Source organism: Thermoactinospora rubra, from assembly GCF_002093975.1.
Taxonomy (GTDB): Bacteria; Actinomycetota; Actinomycetes; order Streptosporangiales; family Streptosporangiaceae; genus Nonomuraea; species Nonomuraea rubra_A.
In genome coordinates this window covers 23,536-39,772 of record NZ_MSZZ01000060.1, presented here as the reverse complement: position 1 = coordinate 39,772, position 16,237 = coordinate 23,536, and the positions used below count along the sequence as shown (strand labels likewise).

Here is a 16,237-nt window from a genome sequence, read left to right as displayed (position 1 = left end):
CAGGGAGTCCTCCGCCGCCACCTGGATGCACACGCACTCCGCCGTGCCACGCGGCTCGATCCGGTCGACGTAACGCATGGGCCGCCCACCGCCGTGCTCGCGGTAGACCGCCGCCTTGCGCGCCAGCCGGAACGGCTCGACGCCCTTCGGCAACCGGATGTCGAGGACGTAGGCGCCGTGACGGTGACGCACCGGCCGTCCCTTGGCCAGCCCGGGGGGACGCCCGGCTGCGGGGCGCTCGCCCCAAGAGGCCACCCCGCCCAGCGACCGCACCAGGAAGACCACGTCGTCGCGGAGCCTCGGCGAGGTGGTGCTGAACTGGACGCGGCACGAGCGTCCGTGCTGCGTCACCGGGCCACCGTCGGCGTCGAGCAGCCCTTGGAGAACGGCGAGCCGTACCTCGGGCGTGTTGTACAGGTAGCGCTCCGGCACGAACTTCGTGTGAGAGGCGCAGCCGGACAGCCCGAGCTCGCGCATGGCGGCGGTGACCGGGTTGGCCAGCGTCACCCGCTCGCCGGGCTGCCTGACGCGGTTGAGGACGTAGTCGGGACCGCTCTTCCACCGCACCTCGACGTCGGGAAGGAGGCGGCCCAGCGCCTCGGCCAGCTCCCGGTCGTCGGTGGAGAAGCTCGGCGTGGTCGTCCCCGTGACGCATCCGTCGCCCAGGAGCAGGCCCAGCGCGTAGGGGTCCATCGGAACGGGCTGCTCGGGGAAGCGAACGGGCGCGCTCAGCAGCGGCAGCTCCCACTTGCGGTAGTGGGCGGTCCGCAGGTCGCCGATCATCTCCTTGGTCTCCAGCACCCGCCACGGCTTGCCGCGATCGGCGTCGTCTCGAGTGCGCACCGCCCAGAGGTGGTTTTCGCAGGCCAGGACCGAGGCCCCGTCCTGCGCGAAGACGCGGTAGATCTTCTTCTCGCCCTGCGGGTAGACGCCGAGCACCGGCGTGGGCTCGCCGTTCGAGCCGATGACGAGGTCACCGACCTTCAGCTCGCCGATCGAGCGCCAGCCGTCGGGCGTGAGCACTCCCGTGCCCAGCGGCATCGCGCGACCCCTCATATAAGCGAGCGGCGCCACCTCGATCGTGCCGGCCGCCATCAGCTTCGGGATGCTGTCGGGGTCGAGCATGTCGTGGAGCGCATCGTAGAGCGGGCGCAGGTAGGGGTCGATCTTCTCGTAGAGCGTGCCGGGCAGGAAGCCCAGCCGCTCGCCGGCCTCGACCGCGGGACGGGTCAGGATGATGCGGTTGACCTTCTTGTCCTGCAGGGCGCTGACCGCCTTGGCCATGGCCAGGTAGGTCTTGCCGGTGCCCGCCGGGCCGATGCCGAACACGATCGTGTGCTTGTCGATCGCGTCGACGTAGCGCTTCTGGTTGGCGGTCTTGGGCCGGATGGTGCGGCCCCTGGCGGACAGGATGTTGAGCGAGAGCACCTCGGCCGGACGCTCGGAGCTCAGCTTGAGCATGGCGATGCTGCGCTCGACGGCGTCGGGCGTGAGCTCGCCGCCGGTGCGCAGCACCTCCACCAGCTCCTCGAAGAGGCGCACGACGGAGCCGCTCTCCTCCGGCGTGCCGGTGATGGTGATCTCGTTGCCCCGGACGTGGATGTCGGCGCGGAAGGCGCCTTCGATGACGCGCAGCAGCTCATCCCGGGAACCCAGGAGGCTGACCATCGGGTATTCGTCCGGAATCAGCACCTTGGCCTGTGTGCGAGTGGGTGGTGCTGCTCTGCGGGAATCGTGTAGCTCGGTCATGGGCAGGCCGTCTGGCCTGATGCCTCCCGGTCTCGGTGGGGTCTTCTCCTCCATCGTAGCCCCGAGCGGTCGCCGTCTCCTGCGAATATCAGCCCGGCGGCCAGGTGAGGCCGCGGCCGCCCAGGACGTGGGCGTGGACGTGGAAGACGGTCTGGCCGGCGCCGGGGCCGGTGTTGAACACGATGCGGTAGCCGGTCTCGGCGACACCCTCCTGGACGGCCACCGCGTGCGCGGCCTTGAGCACGTCGTCGGCCAGTCCCCGGTCCGCCTCCGCGAGCGCGGCGGCGTCGGCGTGGTGCTCCTTGGGGACGACGAGGACGTGGGTGGGCGCCTGCGGGTTGATGTCGCGGAAGGCCAGCGTCGTGTCGGTCTCGTGCACGACGTCGGCGTCGATCTCCTTGGCGACGATCTTGCAGAAGAGGCAGTCGGTCACGTCGCACCACCTTACCGACACGGGCTCACCCGCACAGGTCGTCGCCGGTCAGCCTGCCGTCGACGGCGTGCCGCAGGGCGTCGGCCATGTCGCGCACCCGCTGCTCGCTCGTGTTCTCCTCCTGTACGGCATGCGTCACGCACTGCCGGAACACCTGGCTGAAGCGGGCGTAGTGGGCCAGCGACGGCCGGTCCGCCCGGGCGAGCGCCTCCTGGAGGACCTTGGCGAACGCGGTGAGCTGGCGGACCGAGGGGGTGGGGCGGGAGTCCGCCGAGCCGGCGATGGAGCACGGCTGGACGTCCCGGTAGGCCGCCTCGACCACGGGCGCGTAGCCGCCGCAGGCGAACAGGTCGCGCTGGTTGTCCGGGCGCAGCAGGAACTCGACGAACTCCAGCGCCTGCTCGTGCCTGCCCGACCGGGCGTCGACGGCGAGGTTCGTGCCGCCCAGCGCGGGCGTGCCCGGCAGCGGGGAGACCTCGAAGTCCACGCGCCCGTCGGTGACCAGCCGATGGTAGGCGTAGGGCCAGTGCCGCAGGTAGCCCGCCTTTCCGGCGGCGAAGTCGGCCAGCGAGTCGGCTTCCTTGGCCGACCAGGAGGCGCCCAGGTCGCCGTTGCGGCCGGCCTCGGCGAGCTGCGAGAGCGCCCGGGCGGCGTCGGCGGCGTTGTCGCCTTCGTCCAGCACGACGTCGCCGTCGCGGTCCACGACCCTGGTCCTGATCATCTCCAGCAGGTTCACCGTGCCGCCCTCGTAGTCGGCGAGCTGGGCGGCCAGCCCGGCCCGCCCGGTCGTCCTGACCGCGCGGGCGGCGGCCCACAGTTCCACCCACGTCCGGGGTTCCGGCAGCTCGGCGCGCCGGTACAGGAGGCCGACGTCGGTGGTGAACGGCAGCGCGTACTGCCGGCCGCGCCATCGGCCCGTGGCCGCCGCCCGCTCCACCAGCCCGGGCCGCGGCGGCAGCTCGCGCAGCAGGCCCGCCGCGGCGTACTCGGCCACCGACACCACGTCCAGGGCGTAGACGTCGAACTCCGGGCAGGTGACGGCCTGGGCGGCGGCCCGCGTCTCGGCGTCCTGCAGGTCGGCGACCGGGGAGACCTCGACGACCTCGACGGGGTCCGGATAGCGGGCGATGATCCTGCGCCACACGCCGCTGGCGCTCACGTCGGGGGCCATCGCGACCCTGAGCTTGCCCGTCTGCGGGCAGTGCCGGACCCGATGGGGTCCGGCGGCGTCGGCCACGGCGGCCATCGCCACCGCGCCCACGACGAGGCCCATGGAGAAGATCTTCAGCGTTCGCGCTGCCACAGCCGTACCAGCTCCTCGTGGACGACGTCCGACGGGTCCTGCCCGGGCCGGATCCGGCGGCAGTGGACGGCCTCGCCGGCCTCCTCCAGCAGCGGCTGGAGGTGCGGCGCGGCGCACTCCTGGCCGCCGGTGAGCAGCAGCACCACCTCCAGGCCCGTGACCTCGGCCAGCCGGCCGGCCGGTCCCGTACGGCTCCCGCCGTCGGTCAGCATGACGACGACGGGGTTCGGCTCTCCGTCCAGGCGCCTGGCGGCTTCGTCGAGCACCTGGCCGAGCAGCGCGTCCCGGCCCTCGGCGGTGACGCGCTGCAGGGCCGTCGCGAGGTCGTCCAGCGTGGCGCCGGGCTGCTCGCGCACCGGCGCGCCGCCGTCCGGCTCCGAGAAGGTGACCAGTCCCGCCGTGTCGTGGCCGTCGCGTAGCCGGCGCAGCAGCTCGCGCGCCGCCGAGCGGGCCGTCTCCAGGGCGGGGCCGCCCTCGGCCGGCACGTCGTCCATGGATCCCGACACATCCAGGGCGAGCAGAGTCGTCATGGGCGGATGGGCGCGGGAGACCCGGTCCATGAGGGCGCCGACGTCGCCGATCCGCTCGTCCCGCACGTCGACGCGGTCGCCGAGCGGGCTGTTGCGTCCCCGGAACTCCCCCGTGGGCGTGCGGTAGCCGTACTCCTGCATGCCGCGCTCGGCGAGCCAGGCGTGGAGGGCGCGGATCCAGCGCCGCCGTTCTGGAAGGTCCTGCCCGGGCCACTTGGCCTCGACGAGCTCGTAGGTCAGGTTGGGCAGGTCGCCCGGACGGTACATGGTCAGGTCGGGGCCCGCCCGGCCGGGCCCGCACGGCCCGAGGGCCTGGTCGTCGTTGAAGGCGAGCACGAGGTGCTCCGGCACGACCATGGCCTGGCCGTCGTCGGCGCCGGCGGCCAGGCGCTCGCGGACGTGGCACAGCAGCGCGGCGGCGTCCGTCAGCGGCAGGCCGGGCGGGGTGAGGGCCAGTTCCCTGGCCACGTCGCCGCTCGGGTCGGCGTAGAGCCCGGCCGTGGCGATGAGCGCCACCTCCGACAGGTCGGCGCGCGGCCGGATCAGGCCGTGCGGCTCGAAGTCGGCCACGGTGTCCGTGGCCGCGCCGGTGGCCTCCAGCCGCTGGGCCAGCTCCGGGGTGACCGCGACGACCAGGGGCGAGGCGGCGACCGGGCCGAGCCGCCGGAGTTCGGCCACGCTGGTGTGGTTGGCGTAGGCGGCCAGGACGTGGTCCGCGGTCGCGGTGCCGGCGGCCAGCCAGACGTCGGGGTGCAGGCCGATGAGCGAGACGTGGGGGCCGTCGGCGCGGGCCCGATCGTGCCAGCCGGTCTGGGCGCCCTTGACCATGGCCGCGAGCGGCGGCTGCTCCTCCACGGTGAACCGGACGGGCGCGCAGCCGCCGGCGGCCAGGTGTTCGTGGACGAACTGGCCGGTCAGCGCCTCTGCCGCCGCCAGGTTCTCGGCCGCGGTGGCCACCCTCAGCTGCACCGGCGGCGGGCACGGGCCCACCGCCGACCGGACGAGCGTGGCCAGGCCCGACACGCCCAGCATGGCGCCCGCGCCGACCGCCGTCCCGGCCAGCGCGATGGCGGTACGGCCGGCCACAGCGGACGCTCGCCGTGCCGGAGGCCGGTCGGGGACCGGCCCGGGCGGCTCGCGCCGGACGGCGAGCAGCCGCCAGCCGTGGACGGCCGCCCCGCGGAAGGCCCCGGCCGTGCTCCTCACCAGCCGGGCCACCCGGCCGTCGGGCCGCACGACCGAGATCCGGGCCAGCAGCAGGCTCGCGGACACGTACAGGGCGGCCAGCACCCAGAACATCGCCGGGGAGGGCAGATAGGGGCCCGACGCGGTGATGATGACCAAGTACGGGGACAGCGCGGTGGCGGCTTCCGCGAGCCGATGCCTGAGCTGCTTGACGCTGTCGCGATCTCGGTCGGTCATCACCCGGTCCGTCTCAGTCGCTTGAGGAGATCGTAAACTCCCGGTCACGCGAGCAGGGCGCCGTTGTCAATTGGTAATTCGCCGTGTCGTGCGCGGGAAGATCCCCACAGCTAGGGTGTATGTGCGACACTTCACGAACAAAACGACGTTCAGGGTCGGGCGAGGCCACCTGGCGAGGACACGAGTGGGTCATGCCCTCTAAACAACCGGAAGAGCGTAAACCCACGGGGAAGGCCGCGCGTCCCACTGATGTGACCACCGAAACCCTGCTGGCCGACAGGTCGCTGGGGGCGGTGCCGGTCGGGTGGGACGCGGACATGGCCGTGACCGCGCTCTACAGCGCGCACTTTCGGTCATTGGTGCGTCTCGCTGTGCTGCTGGTGCGCGACATTGCAACCGCGGAGGAAGTCGTGCAAGACGCCTACGTAGCCCTCCATGGGGCGTGGCGCCGTCTTCGCGACCCCGACAAAGCACTCGCCTACCTGCGTCAATCCGTCGTCAACCGGTCCCGGTCCGTGCTGCGGCACCGTGCCGTCGTCGAGAAGTACGCCCCCAAGGGCATGCCCGACGCCCCGAGCGCCGAGAACGGCGCGATCGGCGAGCTGGAGCGCTCCGCCGTCATCGAGGCTCTGCGTGCCCTGCCGGCCAGACAGAGGGAGGCCCTGGTCCTTCGCTACTACGGTGACCTGTCGGAGGCGGAGATAGCCCACGCCATGGGCATCAGCAAGGGGGCGGTCAAGAGCCACACGGCACGTGGCATGGCCGCCCTCCGTTCTGTCCTGGAGAAGCTCTCATGACCCAGTCCAACGACGAGTACGGCGACCTCCTGCGCAGGGTGTTGCGCGCGGAGGCGGACCAGGTCGTGCCATCTCCCGATGGACTGGAGATCATTCGCGCGAAGATCGCGCGGCGCGGCGTGCGCAACCTGTTCTGGTGGCGCGCCGGCGCGGCGGCCGTGAGCGCGGTGCTCGTGGCCGGAACCATCGTGATGATCGTCCCCGAGTGGCGCGACACGGTCATCACCAACTGGGTCGATAACACCACCGAGGTCACCCCGACCCCCAGCTCGTCGTCCACCTCCCGGCCCAAGCCGGCGCCCACCCCGAAGCCGAACTCGTCGCGGCCCGCGATCGTGCCGGGCCCGACCCGCAAGGAGCCCGAGAAGCGGCAGCGGACCGCCGACTCGACCTCCCAGCCCTCGCCCTCCCCGTCCCCCACGGTCTGCCCGAGCACGCGCCCCGCGGACGAGGAGTGCCCGCCCGAGGAGCCGACGGACACCCCGACGCCCACCGAGACGTCGGACCCGAACGCCACGTGCCCGCCGGAGCAGTGCCCGCCGGAGGAGCCCCCGGCCTCGCCGCCGGCCATGCCCTCGGCCACCGAGGCCTACACGCCGCTCAGCCAGCCCACCGGCTGACACGCCAGCGCGTCACCGGAGCGTCACCACCGCCCGGTCCTGGCCATCACCACCGCCGCCGCCGCGACCCCCGCCGTCGACGTGCGCAGCACCGTCGGTCCCAGCAGGGCCGGTACGGCTCCCGCCGCCGCGAACGCCTCCAGCTCCTGCGGCGCGACCCCGCCCTCGGGGCCGACCACGAGCACGACGTCCCCCTCGCCGGGCAGGTCCATGGCGGCCAGCCCGGTCTCGGCCTCCTCGTGCAGCACCAGGCCCAGCGCCGCCTTCTCCAGCAGCCGCGCCACCTGCGCCGTGGACGCCGGTTCCGCCACCTCGGGCAGGTGGAACCGCCTGGCCTGCTTGCCCGCCTCCCGGGCGGTCGAGCGCCAGCGGGCCAGCGCCTTGGCCGCGCGCTCGGCCTTCCACTGGGTGATGCTCCTGGCCGCCGGCCAGGGGATGATCACGTCGACCCCGACCTCGGTCATCATCTCCACGGCCAGCTCGCCCCGCTCGCCCTTGGGCAGGCCCTGGACGACGACGATCCGCGGGGCGGGCGGGGGCGTGTCGTAGGTTCGCAGGACCTCCAGGCGGAGGGCGTCCTTGAGCGCCTCGCGCACGACGCACTCGGCCACCGCGCCGGCTCCGTCGGTCAGGTCGGCCCTCTCGCCGGGGCGCAACCGCCGCACCGTGGCCGCGTGCCGTCCCTCGGGCCCGTCGAGCAGCACGTCATCCGCGTCGAACTGGGCCCGGTCGGCCAGGAACACCGGAACGCTCATGCCCTCTAGGCTCCCACGGAGGTGGGGGGCGTTGTGTCCTCGGCGGGCGGCTCGCCGTACTCCCTGGTCCGCCGTGCGCCCCTGCCCCGCCGTACGTGGCTGAGGACCAAGGGGAGGAGATGAGGCACGGGCTGAGGGCCAGGGAGGAGGCGAGGTCAGCGTCCGTTGAAGGCGTCGCGCAGGCGCGAGAAGAAGCCCTGCTGCCCCGGCGCGAACTTGCCGGGCGGCCGCTCCTCGCCCCTGAGCTTGGCCAGCTCCCGCAGCAGTTCCTCCTGGGCCGCGTCGAGCCGGGTGGGCGTCTCCACGTTGACGTGGATGAGCAGGTCGCCGCGTCCGGGATCGTTGAGCCGCTGCACGCCGCGCCCGTACATGGTGATCACCTGGCCGGACTGGGTGCCGGGCCGGACGTCGACCTCCTCGGCGCCGTCGAGCGTCTCGATGGTCAGCGTGGTGCCCAGCGCGGCGGCCGTCATGGGGATCTGCACGGTGCAGTGCAGGTCGTCGCCCCGCCGTTCGAAGATCTCGTGCGGCCGCTCGACGATCTCGAGGAACAGGTCGCCGGGCGGCCCGCCGCCGGGTCCGACCTCGCCCTCGCCGGCCAGCTGGATGTGGGTGCCGTCCTCGACGCCGGCCGGGATGCGCACCTTGAGCGTGCGGCGCGTGCGGACACGGCCGTCGCCGGAGCACTCCGGGCACGGGTGCCGGATGACCGAGCCGAAGCCGCCGCACTGGGGGCAGGGCCGCGAGGTCATGACCTGGCCCAGGAAGGACCGCGTGACCTGGGAGATCTCGCCCCGCCCGCGGCACATGTCGCAGGTGTCCGGGTGGGTGCCCGGCGCGACGCCGGCGCCCTGGCACACCTCGCACAGCACCGCGGTGTCGACGTGCAGCTCCCGCGTGGTGCCGAACGCCGCCTCGCGCAGGTCCAGCTCGACTCGGATGGTCGCGTTGCGGCCGCGGCGGGCGCGCGAGCGGGGCCCGCGCGAGGCGCCGCCGGTGCCGAAGAAGGCGTCCATGATGTCGCTGAACGGGAACCCGGCGCCGAAGCCGCCCGCGCCCGCCGCGGCCCCGGCGAAGGGATCGGCCCCCAGGTCGTACATCTGCCGCTTGCTGGGGTCGGACAGCACCTCGTACGCCTGGGTGATCTCCTTGAACCGCTCCTGGGTCGCGGGGTCGGGGTTGACGTCGGGGTGCAGCTCGCGGGCGAGACGCCGGTAGGCTTTCTTGATCTCGTCCTGGCTGGCGTCACGCCTCACCCCGAGGGTGGCGTAGTAGTCGGTGTGTGCCACTTATCAGTCCCCTTGTGAACCCTCTTAGGAAGCAGCCAGGATCTGGCTGACGTAGCGGGCCACCGCGCGGACGGCGCCCATCGTCACCGGGTAGTCCATCCGAGTGGGGCCGAGCACGCCCAGGCGGGCCAGTTGCTTGTCGCCTGAACCGTATCCCGCCGCGACGATGGATGTGCGGCGGAGCCCGCTGACCGGGTTCTCCGAGCCGATCCGCACGGTCAGCGCCGAGGGGGTGTCGGGCGTGGTCTCGCCGAGCAGCCGCATGAGCACGACCTGCTCCTCGAGCGCCTCGAGCACCTCGCGCAGGCCGCTGCTGAAGTCGGCCCCGGCCAGGTTGGCCGTACCGGCGAAGACGATCTTCTCGTCGGACCGCTCGACGAGGGTCTCCAGCAGCACCGACAGGATCGTCGCCGCGGCCGGGCGGTCCTCGACCGGCAGCCGGTCGGGCACGTCGGCCACGAGGTCGGGGACGCTGCTGAGGTAGCGCCCGTCGAGGCAGGAGTTGAGCACGGCGCGCAGGTGGGCGATGCGCGTGTCCTCGACCACCTCGGGCAGCTCGATGACGCGCTGTTCGACGCGGCCGGTGTTGGTGATCAGCACGAGCATGATGCGCCGCTCGGTGAGCGGCACCAGCTCCACGTGGCGGACCGTCGACTGGGTGAGCGTGGGATACTGCACCACCGCCACCTGCCTGGTCAGCTGCGCCAGCAGGCGCACGGTCCGCATGATGACGTCGTCGAGGTCGACGGCGCCCATGAGGAAGGTCTCGATCGCCCGGCGCTCGGCCGCCGACAGCGGCTTGACCTGCGACAGCCGGTCGACGAAGAGCCGGTAGCCCTTGTCGGTCGGCACGCGGCCCGCGCTGGTGTGGGGCTGGGTGATGTAGCCCTGCTCCTCCAGCACGGCCATGTCGTTCCTGATCGTGGCCGGGGAGACGTTCAGGTTGTGGCGCTCGGCCAGTGCCTTGGAGCCCACCGGTTCGTTGGTGGCCACGTAGTCCTCGACAATGGCGCGGAGCACCGCCAGCTTCCTGTCGTCGAGCACGTGCTCACCTCCTGCGTCGCCCATTGACGGGAACACTGGTCTAGCACTCTGTGTTCCTGAGTGCCAAGTGTACGGCTCTCGCCCTCCGGGTGCGATGAAGCGATTGTCCTATGGCGGGCAATACCGGTCGAAGGTCACACTGACTGGCATGACCGACCAATCCCCGACGCCGCCGGACGGTTCGCCCACGCACGACTCACGGGAGTCCCCTGCCCGCGACCCCCGGGACTCTCCCGCGCGAGGGTCATGGGACGCCCCGCCTCCGCCGCCCGCCTCCGCGCCGCCTCCCCCGTGGCAGCAGCCGTACGGGGCGCCGGCGTACGGGGCGCCTCCCCAGGGCCAGCCGTACACGCCGCAGGCCACGCCGTACGGCCCGCCAGGGTCCGGTCCGCATCCAGCTCCCCCCTACGCGCCGCCTCCCCCGAGCGGCCCGCAGTACCCGCCCCACCTCGCTCCGCAGTACGGCGCTCCCCAGTACGGGCCCTCGCAGTACGGCGGGCCGCCCCAGAGGGGACCGAAGATCGGCCCGTCCCTGGGGTGGCTGGCGGGCGGCTGGGGAGTCGCCCTGGTGTGCGTCGTCATCGGCGTGGCGATGTTCCTCAACGGCGTGTCCGACGGCGTGACGCGCGGCACGCCACGGACGCAGTTCGGCCCGGGCGAGCAGGTGACGGTCCGCCTGGATCCCGGCACGCCCTCGGCCCTGTACTACAACGGCCCCAAGGCGACCTACACCTGCAAGAGCCTCGGTCCGGCCAGGCTGGTCAAGCAGTCGGGACAGCAGAAGCTGCTCTCGGGCGGCATGAGCTGGTATGTGATCGGCATGGTCAACGTGCCCGCGGAGGGCGAGTACCGGTTCCAGTGCACGACGCAGGAGCAGGTGGCGGCGCGGTTCGGCGTGGGAGGCGCGCCGGCGGACTCGGCCGGGAGCATCCTGGGCGGCGTGGGCGGGCTGATCCTGTTCACCGCCGTGGGGCTGCTCGCCGGAGCCGCCACGACGATCGTGGTCCTGGTACGGCGGAGTGCCGCCCGCAGGCGCCTGCTACGGTCCCCGGTGTGAGTCGCTACGACGGAGACGTGCTCGCGGGCAACTGGCGTCGGCCGCTGAAGGGGAAGATCCCGCAGGTCCCGGCCGAACCTGAGCTGGTGGTCGAGGACGCCGACAGCGGCTTCTGCGGCGCGGTGGTCGCCTGTGACAAGGAGGCCGTCACGCTGGAGGACCGCTTCGGCAGGCGGCGGGTGTTCCCGCTGGCGCCCGCCGCCTTCCTGCTGGAGGGCAAGCCGGTCACGCTGGTGCGCCCGGCCCGGGCCCCGCGGGGTCCGCTGCGCAGCGCCTCCGGCTCGATCGCGGTCGAGGGCCTGCGGGCCAGGGTGGCCAGGGAGAGCCGGATCTACGTCGAGGGGGTCCACGACGCCGCCCTCGTGGAGAAGGTCTGGGGCCACGACCTGCGCGTGGAAGGCGTGGTGGTGGAGTACCTGGAGGGCGTGGACCACCTGCCCGCCATCGTGGCCGACTTCCGGCCGGGGCCCGGGCGCAGGCTCGGCGTCCTGGTGGACCACCTGGTGGAGGGGTCCAAGGAGAGCAGGATCGCCGCGCAGGTGGCCTCGCCGTACGTGCTGGTCGTGGGGCATCCCTTCGTGGACGTCTGGCAGGCGGTCAAGCCGTCGGCGCTCGGCATCCGCGCCTGGCCGGAGGTGCCCAGGGGCGTGCCGTGGAAGGAGGGCGTGATCAAGGCCCTCGGCTGGCGGGCGGACCCGGCGGAGGCCTGGCGGCGGATCCTGGGCGCGGTGTCGACGTACGCGGACCTGGAGCCCGAGCTGCTCGGGCGGGTGGAGGAGCTCATCGACTTCGTGACGGATCCGGGCGAGTCCGACTAGCCTCGACCTATGACGCAGCCTCCGGACGACGACGCCACCCGGCGCATCCCGCCCTCGGGACCGCAGCAGCCCGGGTACGGCACTCCCGGGCCCCACCAGCAGCCGGAGTACGGGCCGGGCCCGTCCGGATACGGGTCGGGGCAGCAGCCCGGCTACGGGTCGGGGCCACAACAGCCCGGCTACGGGTCGGGGCCGCAGCACCCCGGATACGGGTACGGGCAGCCGCCCACGCCGCCGCCCGGCTACGCCCCGCCTCCGCCGTACGCCCCGCCCGGGTACCAGCCCCCCGCGCCCGGATACCAGCCGCCGGGCTACTTCGCGCCGCAGCCGCACGTCCCCGGCCGGTACGGCCCGCGTCCCGGCACCGACGACACCTCGCTGGCGATGCTCGCCCACCTGCTGGGCATCCTCACCGGCTTCGTCGGCCCGCTGATCCTGTATTTCGTCAAGAAGGACGAGTCGCCCTATGTCAGGGACCAGTCGGCCGAGGCGCTCAACTTCCAGATCACCGCGTTCATCGCCTACATGGTCAGCATCGTGCTGATGTTCGTGCTGATCGGTTTCGTGATGATCTTCGTGGTCTGGATCGGCGCGCTGATCTTCCAGATCATCGCCGCGATGGCCGCCAACCGGGGCGAGAACTACCGCTACCCGATCAACATCAGGATGGTCACCTGACCGCTACACCAGGTCGCGGACCAGCGCGTCGGCCAGCAGCCTGCCGCGCAGCGTGAGGACCATGCGGCCGCGCTTGAACGCCTCCGGCTCCAGCAGCCCGTCGCCCAGCGCCCGGGCGACGGCCGTGCGCGCCCGCGGCCTGACGCCGGCGAGCGGGTAGCCGGAGTCCAGCCGCAGCTCCAGCATGAGCCGTTCGACCTCGCGGTCCTCCTCGGCGAGCACCTCGCGGGCGTGGGCGGGCGAGACGCCCTCGGCCAGGCGCGCCGCGTACGCCGCCGGGTGCTTGACGTTCCACCAGCGGGTGCCGCCGACGTGGCTGTGCGCTCCGGGGCCCACGCCCCACCAGTCGCCGCCGGTCCAGTACAGCAGGTTGTGGCGGCAGCGCGCGGCGGGCGAGGTCGCCCAGTTGGACACCTCGTACCAGGCGAACCCGGCCTCGGCCAGCAGCCGGTCGGCCAGCAGGTAGCGGTCGGCCGCGACGTCGTCGTCGGGCATCGGCACCTCGCCGCGCCTGATGCGCGCCGCCAGCCTCGTGCCCTCCTCGACGATGAGCGCGTACGCCGACACATGGTCGGGCCCCGCCGCGATCGCCGCCTCCAGCGACACGCGCCAATCCGCCTCCGACTCGCCCGGCGTGCCGTAGATGAGGTCCAGGTTGACGTGCTCGAAGCCCGCCTTCCTGGCCTCCTGGACGGCTTGCGCCGCCCGCCCGGGCGTGTGCCGCCGGTCGAGCACCTTCAGCACGTGCTCGCGGGCGCTCTGCATGCCGAAGCTCACCCGGGTGAAGCCCGCCTCGCGAAGCTCCTCCAGGTATGCCTGGTCCACCGACTCGGGGTTGGCCTCGGTCGTGACCTCCGCGTCCGGGGCCAGCCCGAACTCCGCGTCGACGGCGCGCAGGATCCTGGCCAGGTCGCGCGCCGGGAGCAGCGTGGGCGTGCCGCCGCCGAAGAACACCGTCGTCACCGGCAGGTCGGCGTCCTTCAGCACGCGCCGCGCCAGCCGTACCTCCTGGATCGCCGTGTCGGCGTAGTCGCGCTGCGAGGCGCCCGGGCCCAGCTCGGCGGCGGTGTAGGTGTTGAAGTCGCAGTAGCCGCAGCGGGTCACGCAGAACGGCACGTGGACGTAGCAGCCGAACGGCCGCTCCCCCAGGCTGCGCAGGGCGCTGGGAGGCAGCTCGCCGGAGGCGGGAGCGGGCTCGCCTTCGGGAAGGGTGGATGGCACCTCTCCAGTCTGCCGCCTGCCATTGACTGGCCGGTCCCGCGGCCCTACGATCCGCTCAACTTATAGGAAAGTTTCCTATAAGTACGGCTTTCGCGGGAGAGGCCCTGTGAAGAAGGTCATCGTCGCACTCTCGGTCGCGCTCGGCTTATCGGTGCTCCCCTCGGCGCTCGCCGCTCCGGCGGAGGCGGACACCGGTTTCAGGCGGGTCGCGTACTTCATCCAGTGGGGAATCTACGGCCGCAACTTCCACGTCAAGGACGTCGACGCCAGCGGCGCCGCGGCCAAGCTCACCCATCTCAACTACGCCTTCGGCTTCGTGAGCGCCGACGCCCAGTGCTACTCCGCCGACCCGTGGGCCGACTGGCAGCGCCCCGTCCCGGCCGAGCAGAGCGTGGACGGCGTGGCCGACGCCCCCGGCCAGGCGCTCAACGGCAACCTCAACCAGCTGCGCAAGCTCAAGGCCAGGCACCCCGGGCTGAAGGTCCTGATCTCGCTGGGCGGCTGGACCGGCTCCAAGCACTTCTCCGACGCGGTGCTCACCCCCGAGTCGCGGGCCAAGCTGGCGCGCTCGTGCATCGACCTGTGGCTGCGCGGCAACCTGCCCGGGCTGCCCGAGGGCGCGGCCGCCGGCGTCTTCGACGGCATCGACCTGGACTGGGAGTGGCCCGGCTCCTCCGGCGCGCCGGGCAACGTCATCCGGCCCGAGGACAAGCAGAACTTCACGGCCTTCGTCACCGAGCTGCGCGCCCAGCTGCGGGCCTACTCCCGCGACGCCGAGCTGACCGCCTTCCTGCCCGCCGCCGCCACGAAGATCGACGCCGGCTACGAGGTGCGCGAGGTCTTCCGCCAGCTCGACTTCGCCACCATCCAGGGCTACGACCTGCGCGGCAGCTGGGAGAGCCGCACGGGTCACAACGGCAACCTGTTCACCGACCGCCGCGACCCCAACGAGGTCCGCTACAGCGTCGAGCAGACCGTGCGCGACTACCTGTCGCGCGGCGCGCCCGCCCGCAAGCTCGTCGTCGGCGTCCCCGCCTACGGCCAGGGCTGGACCGGCGTCGCCCCCGGCCCCCGCGGCGACGGCCTCTACCAGCCCGCCGCCGGACCCGCGCCGGGCAAGTGGGCCGCCGGCTCGGAGGACTACAAGGACCTCGTCGCCAAGCCCGGCAAGCGCTACCGCGACCTGCGCACCGGCACGCTGTGGCTCTACGACGGCAGCGAGTTCTGGTCCTACGACGACCCGGCGGTCATGACCCAGAAGGCGCTCTACATCCGGGCACGCGGGCTGGGCGGCTCGATGATGTGGTCGATCGACCAGGACGACGCCCGGGCCTCCCTCACGACGGCGCTCTACCGCGTCCTGCGGTAGGGCTCACCGAGCCGGAAGGCGCTCCCCGACGATCTGGGTTCTCCGGGGAGCGCCTTCCCTTTCTTCCGCCGGGGTACGCCGGGGGACACAGTGGGGTCTTCTGCCGGGGGGACATAATGCGGTCTTCCACCGGGAGACGTGGTGCGGGTCTTCCACCAGGGCCATGGTTCGGCCCTTCCTTCGGGGGACATAGTGCGGGGTTATGGAGAGATGACGGGTTATCCGGCCGGATGCCCCGATGCCACCATGGCCGGGAGTCCCTGCTCACGGACGACACGGAGACCCTCATGGACGACAGGGAAGACCACGTCACCAGCGACGCCGAGCCGGGCCGGACGCTCATCTCGCGCAAGACCCTCCTGAAGGCCGCCCTGGTCGGCGCACCCCTCCCCTTCCTCGCCGGGCAGGCCCCCACGCTCGCCCAATCGCTGGTTCCCACACCCGCCTGCGACGACGGCGACGACCCGACGCCGCCTCAGACCGAGGGACCCTACTTCAAGCCGAACTCGCCCCGCCGCAGCACCCTGCCCGGCCAGGGCACGCCCCTGACGGTCAGCGGCTACGTCTTCGGCCTGGCCTGCCAGCCGCTCGCCAACGTGCTGCTCGACTTCTGGCAGGCCGACGCGAACGGGCAGTACGACAACGTCGGCTACAACCTGCGCGGACACCAGTTCACCGACGCGAACGGCGCCTACCACCTCACCACGATCGTCCCGGGCCTCTACCCCGGGCGCACGCGCCACATCCACGTCAAGCTCCAGGCGCCCAACCGCCCGGTGCTGACCACGCAGCTCTACTTCCCCGGCGAGCCGCGCAACTCCACGGACTCGATCTTCAACCCGGCGCTCGTCATGACGGTCCGCACGAACGGCTCGGGCCGCGAGGCGACCTTCGACTTCGTGCTCAACGTCCCGGGCACCCCGCCGACCTCGCCGCCGCCGACCTCGCCGCCACCCGGCGGCACCACGTGGCAGGCCGGCCGCGCGTACCAGGCCGGGGAGCAGGTGACGTACGGCGGAGCGACGTATCGCTGCCTTCAGGCGCACACGTCACAGGTCGGCTGGGAACCGCCCAACGTACCGGCCTTGTGGCAGCGCATGTGACGTTTGGTTCGGCTTGGTTCGGTGGCCGGCTCTTGGGGCGGCCGGCCCC

14 protein-coding genes and 2 pseudogenes are annotated in these 16,237 nt (G+C 72.6%); 7 read left to right on the top strand and 9 right to left on the bottom strand.

Going from position 1 to position 16,237, the window contains the following annotated elements; genetic code table 11:
• Positions 1-258 precede the first annotated feature (258 nt).
• The 5 genes and pseudogenes from BSB02_RS42665 to BSB02_RS33720 all read right to left on the bottom strand — a co-directional run.
• Positions 259-477, bottom strand: a pseudogene (locus BSB02_RS42665) (LAGLIDADG family homing endonuclease); the annotation flags it as partial.
• 561 nt (positions 478-1,038) lie between these two features.
• A pseudogene (locus tag BSB02_RS42660) lies at positions 1,039-1,749 on the bottom strand (PhoH family protein); the annotation flags it as partial.
• An 88-nt stretch (positions 1,750-1,837) separates the two neighbouring features.
• Complete coding sequence (locus tag BSB02_RS33730) at positions 1,838-2,182, bottom strand: histidine triad nucleotide-binding protein (protein ID WP_084965045.1); 345 nt, start codon at positions 2,180-2,182, stop codon at positions 1,838-1,840.
• Positions 2,183-2,207: 25 nt separating this feature from the next.
• Positions 2,208-3,485 carry an extracellular solute-binding protein gene (locus BSB02_RS33725; protein ID WP_084965044.1) on the bottom strand — a complete coding sequence of 426 codons (1,278 nt, stop codon included), beginning with the start codon at positions 3,483-3,485 and terminating at the stop codon, positions 2,208-2,210.
• Positions 3,467-5,437 (bottom strand): VWA domain-containing protein, encoded by a 1,971-nt coding sequence (locus tag BSB02_RS33720; protein ID WP_084965043.1) that lies wholly within the window; start codon positions 5,435-5,437, stop codon positions 3,467-3,469. The genes BSB02_RS33725 and BSB02_RS33720 overlap by 19 nt, the downstream gene beginning before the upstream one ends.
• Positions 5,438-5,754: 317 nt before the next feature.
• On the opposite strand from BSB02_RS33720, the gene BSB02_RS33715 reads away from it, so the two are divergent.
• Positions 5,755-6,234 carry a SigE family RNA polymerase sigma factor gene (locus BSB02_RS33715; RefSeq protein WP_143591519.1) on the top strand — a complete coding sequence of 160 codons (480 nt, stop codon included), beginning with the start codon at positions 5,755-5,757 and terminating at the stop codon, positions 6,232-6,234.
• The gene (locus tag BSB02_RS33710) at positions 6,231-6,854 is read left to right on the top strand and encodes a hypothetical protein (RefSeq protein WP_084965042.1); all 624 of its coding nucleotides are present in this window, start codon (positions 6,231-6,233) and stop codon (positions 6,852-6,854) included. The genes BSB02_RS33715 and BSB02_RS33710 overlap by 4 nt, the downstream gene beginning before the upstream one ends.
• 23 nt (positions 6,855-6,877) lie before the next feature.
• Here BSB02_RS33710 and BSB02_RS33705 read toward each other — a convergent pair whose 3' ends face one another.
• The 3 genes from BSB02_RS33705 to hrcA form a co-directional block, all read right to left on the bottom strand.
• Entirely contained in the window at positions 6,878-7,609 is a 732-nt protein-coding gene (locus BSB02_RS33705; RefSeq protein WP_084965041.1) for a 16S rRNA (uracil(1498)-N(3))-methyltransferase, read from the bottom strand.
• Between the two features lie 155 nt (positions 7,610-7,764).
• Positions 7,765-8,898 carry a molecular chaperone DnaJ gene (gene dnaJ / locus BSB02_RS33700; protein WP_084965040.1) on the bottom strand — a complete coding sequence of 378 codons (1,134 nt, stop codon included), beginning with the start codon at positions 8,896-8,898 and terminating at the stop codon, positions 7,765-7,767.
• 24 nt (positions 8,899-8,922) lie between these two features.
• The gene (gene hrcA, locus BSB02_RS33695) at positions 8,923-9,942 is read right to left on the bottom strand and encodes a heat-inducible transcriptional repressor HrcA (RefSeq protein WP_084965039.1); all 1,020 of its coding nucleotides are present in this window, start codon (positions 9,940-9,942) and stop codon (positions 8,923-8,925) included.
• A gap of 148 nt (positions 9,943-10,090) precedes the next feature.
• Between hrcA and BSB02_RS40170 the strand changes: the two genes are divergently transcribed.
• Genes BSB02_RS40170 through BSB02_RS33680 form a run of 3 tightly spaced genes read left to right on the top strand, consistent with a single transcriptional unit; the run spans position 10,091 to position 12,495 of the window.
• The gene (locus BSB02_RS40170; RefSeq protein WP_143591505.1) at positions 10,091-10,999 is read left to right on the top strand and encodes a hypothetical protein; all 909 of its coding nucleotides are present in this window, start codon (positions 10,091-10,093) and stop codon (positions 10,997-10,999) included.
• Positions 10,996-11,817: a DUF3097 domain-containing protein gene (locus tag BSB02_RS33685; protein ID WP_084965037.1), complete on the top strand. Its 822-nt coding sequence runs from the start codon at positions 10,996-10,998 to the stop codon at positions 11,815-11,817. The genes BSB02_RS40170 and BSB02_RS33685 overlap by 4 nt, the downstream gene beginning before the upstream one ends.
• Positions 11,818-11,826: 9 nt before the next feature.
• Positions 11,827-12,495 (top strand): DUF4870 domain-containing protein, encoded by a 669-nt coding sequence (locus BSB02_RS33680; RefSeq protein ID WP_084965036.1) that lies wholly within the window; start codon positions 11,827-11,829, stop codon positions 12,493-12,495.
• A 3-nt stretch (positions 12,496-12,498) separates the two neighbouring features.
• Here BSB02_RS33680 and hemW read toward each other — a convergent pair whose 3' ends face one another.
• Positions 12,499-13,716: a radical SAM family heme chaperone HemW gene (gene hemW, locus BSB02_RS33675; protein WP_084965035.1), complete on the bottom strand. Its 1,218-nt coding sequence runs from the start codon at positions 13,714-13,716 to the stop codon at positions 12,499-12,501.
• Between the two features lie 106 nt (positions 13,717-13,822).
• Between hemW and BSB02_RS33670 the strand changes: the two genes are divergently transcribed.
• Both BSB02_RS33670 and BSB02_RS33665 read left to right on the top strand, forming a co-directional pair.
• Positions 13,823-15,085 (top strand): glycoside hydrolase family 18 protein, encoded by a 1,263-nt coding sequence (locus BSB02_RS33670; protein ID WP_084965034.1) that lies wholly within the window; start codon positions 13,823-13,825, stop codon positions 15,083-15,085.
• A 287-nt stretch (positions 15,086-15,372) separates the two neighbouring features.
• A complete protein-coding gene (locus tag BSB02_RS33665; RefSeq protein ID WP_084965070.1) occupies positions 15,373-16,188 on the top strand; it encodes a dioxygenase family protein in 816 nt (271 codons plus the stop codon).
• Positions 16,189-16,237: the final 49 nt, after the last annotated feature.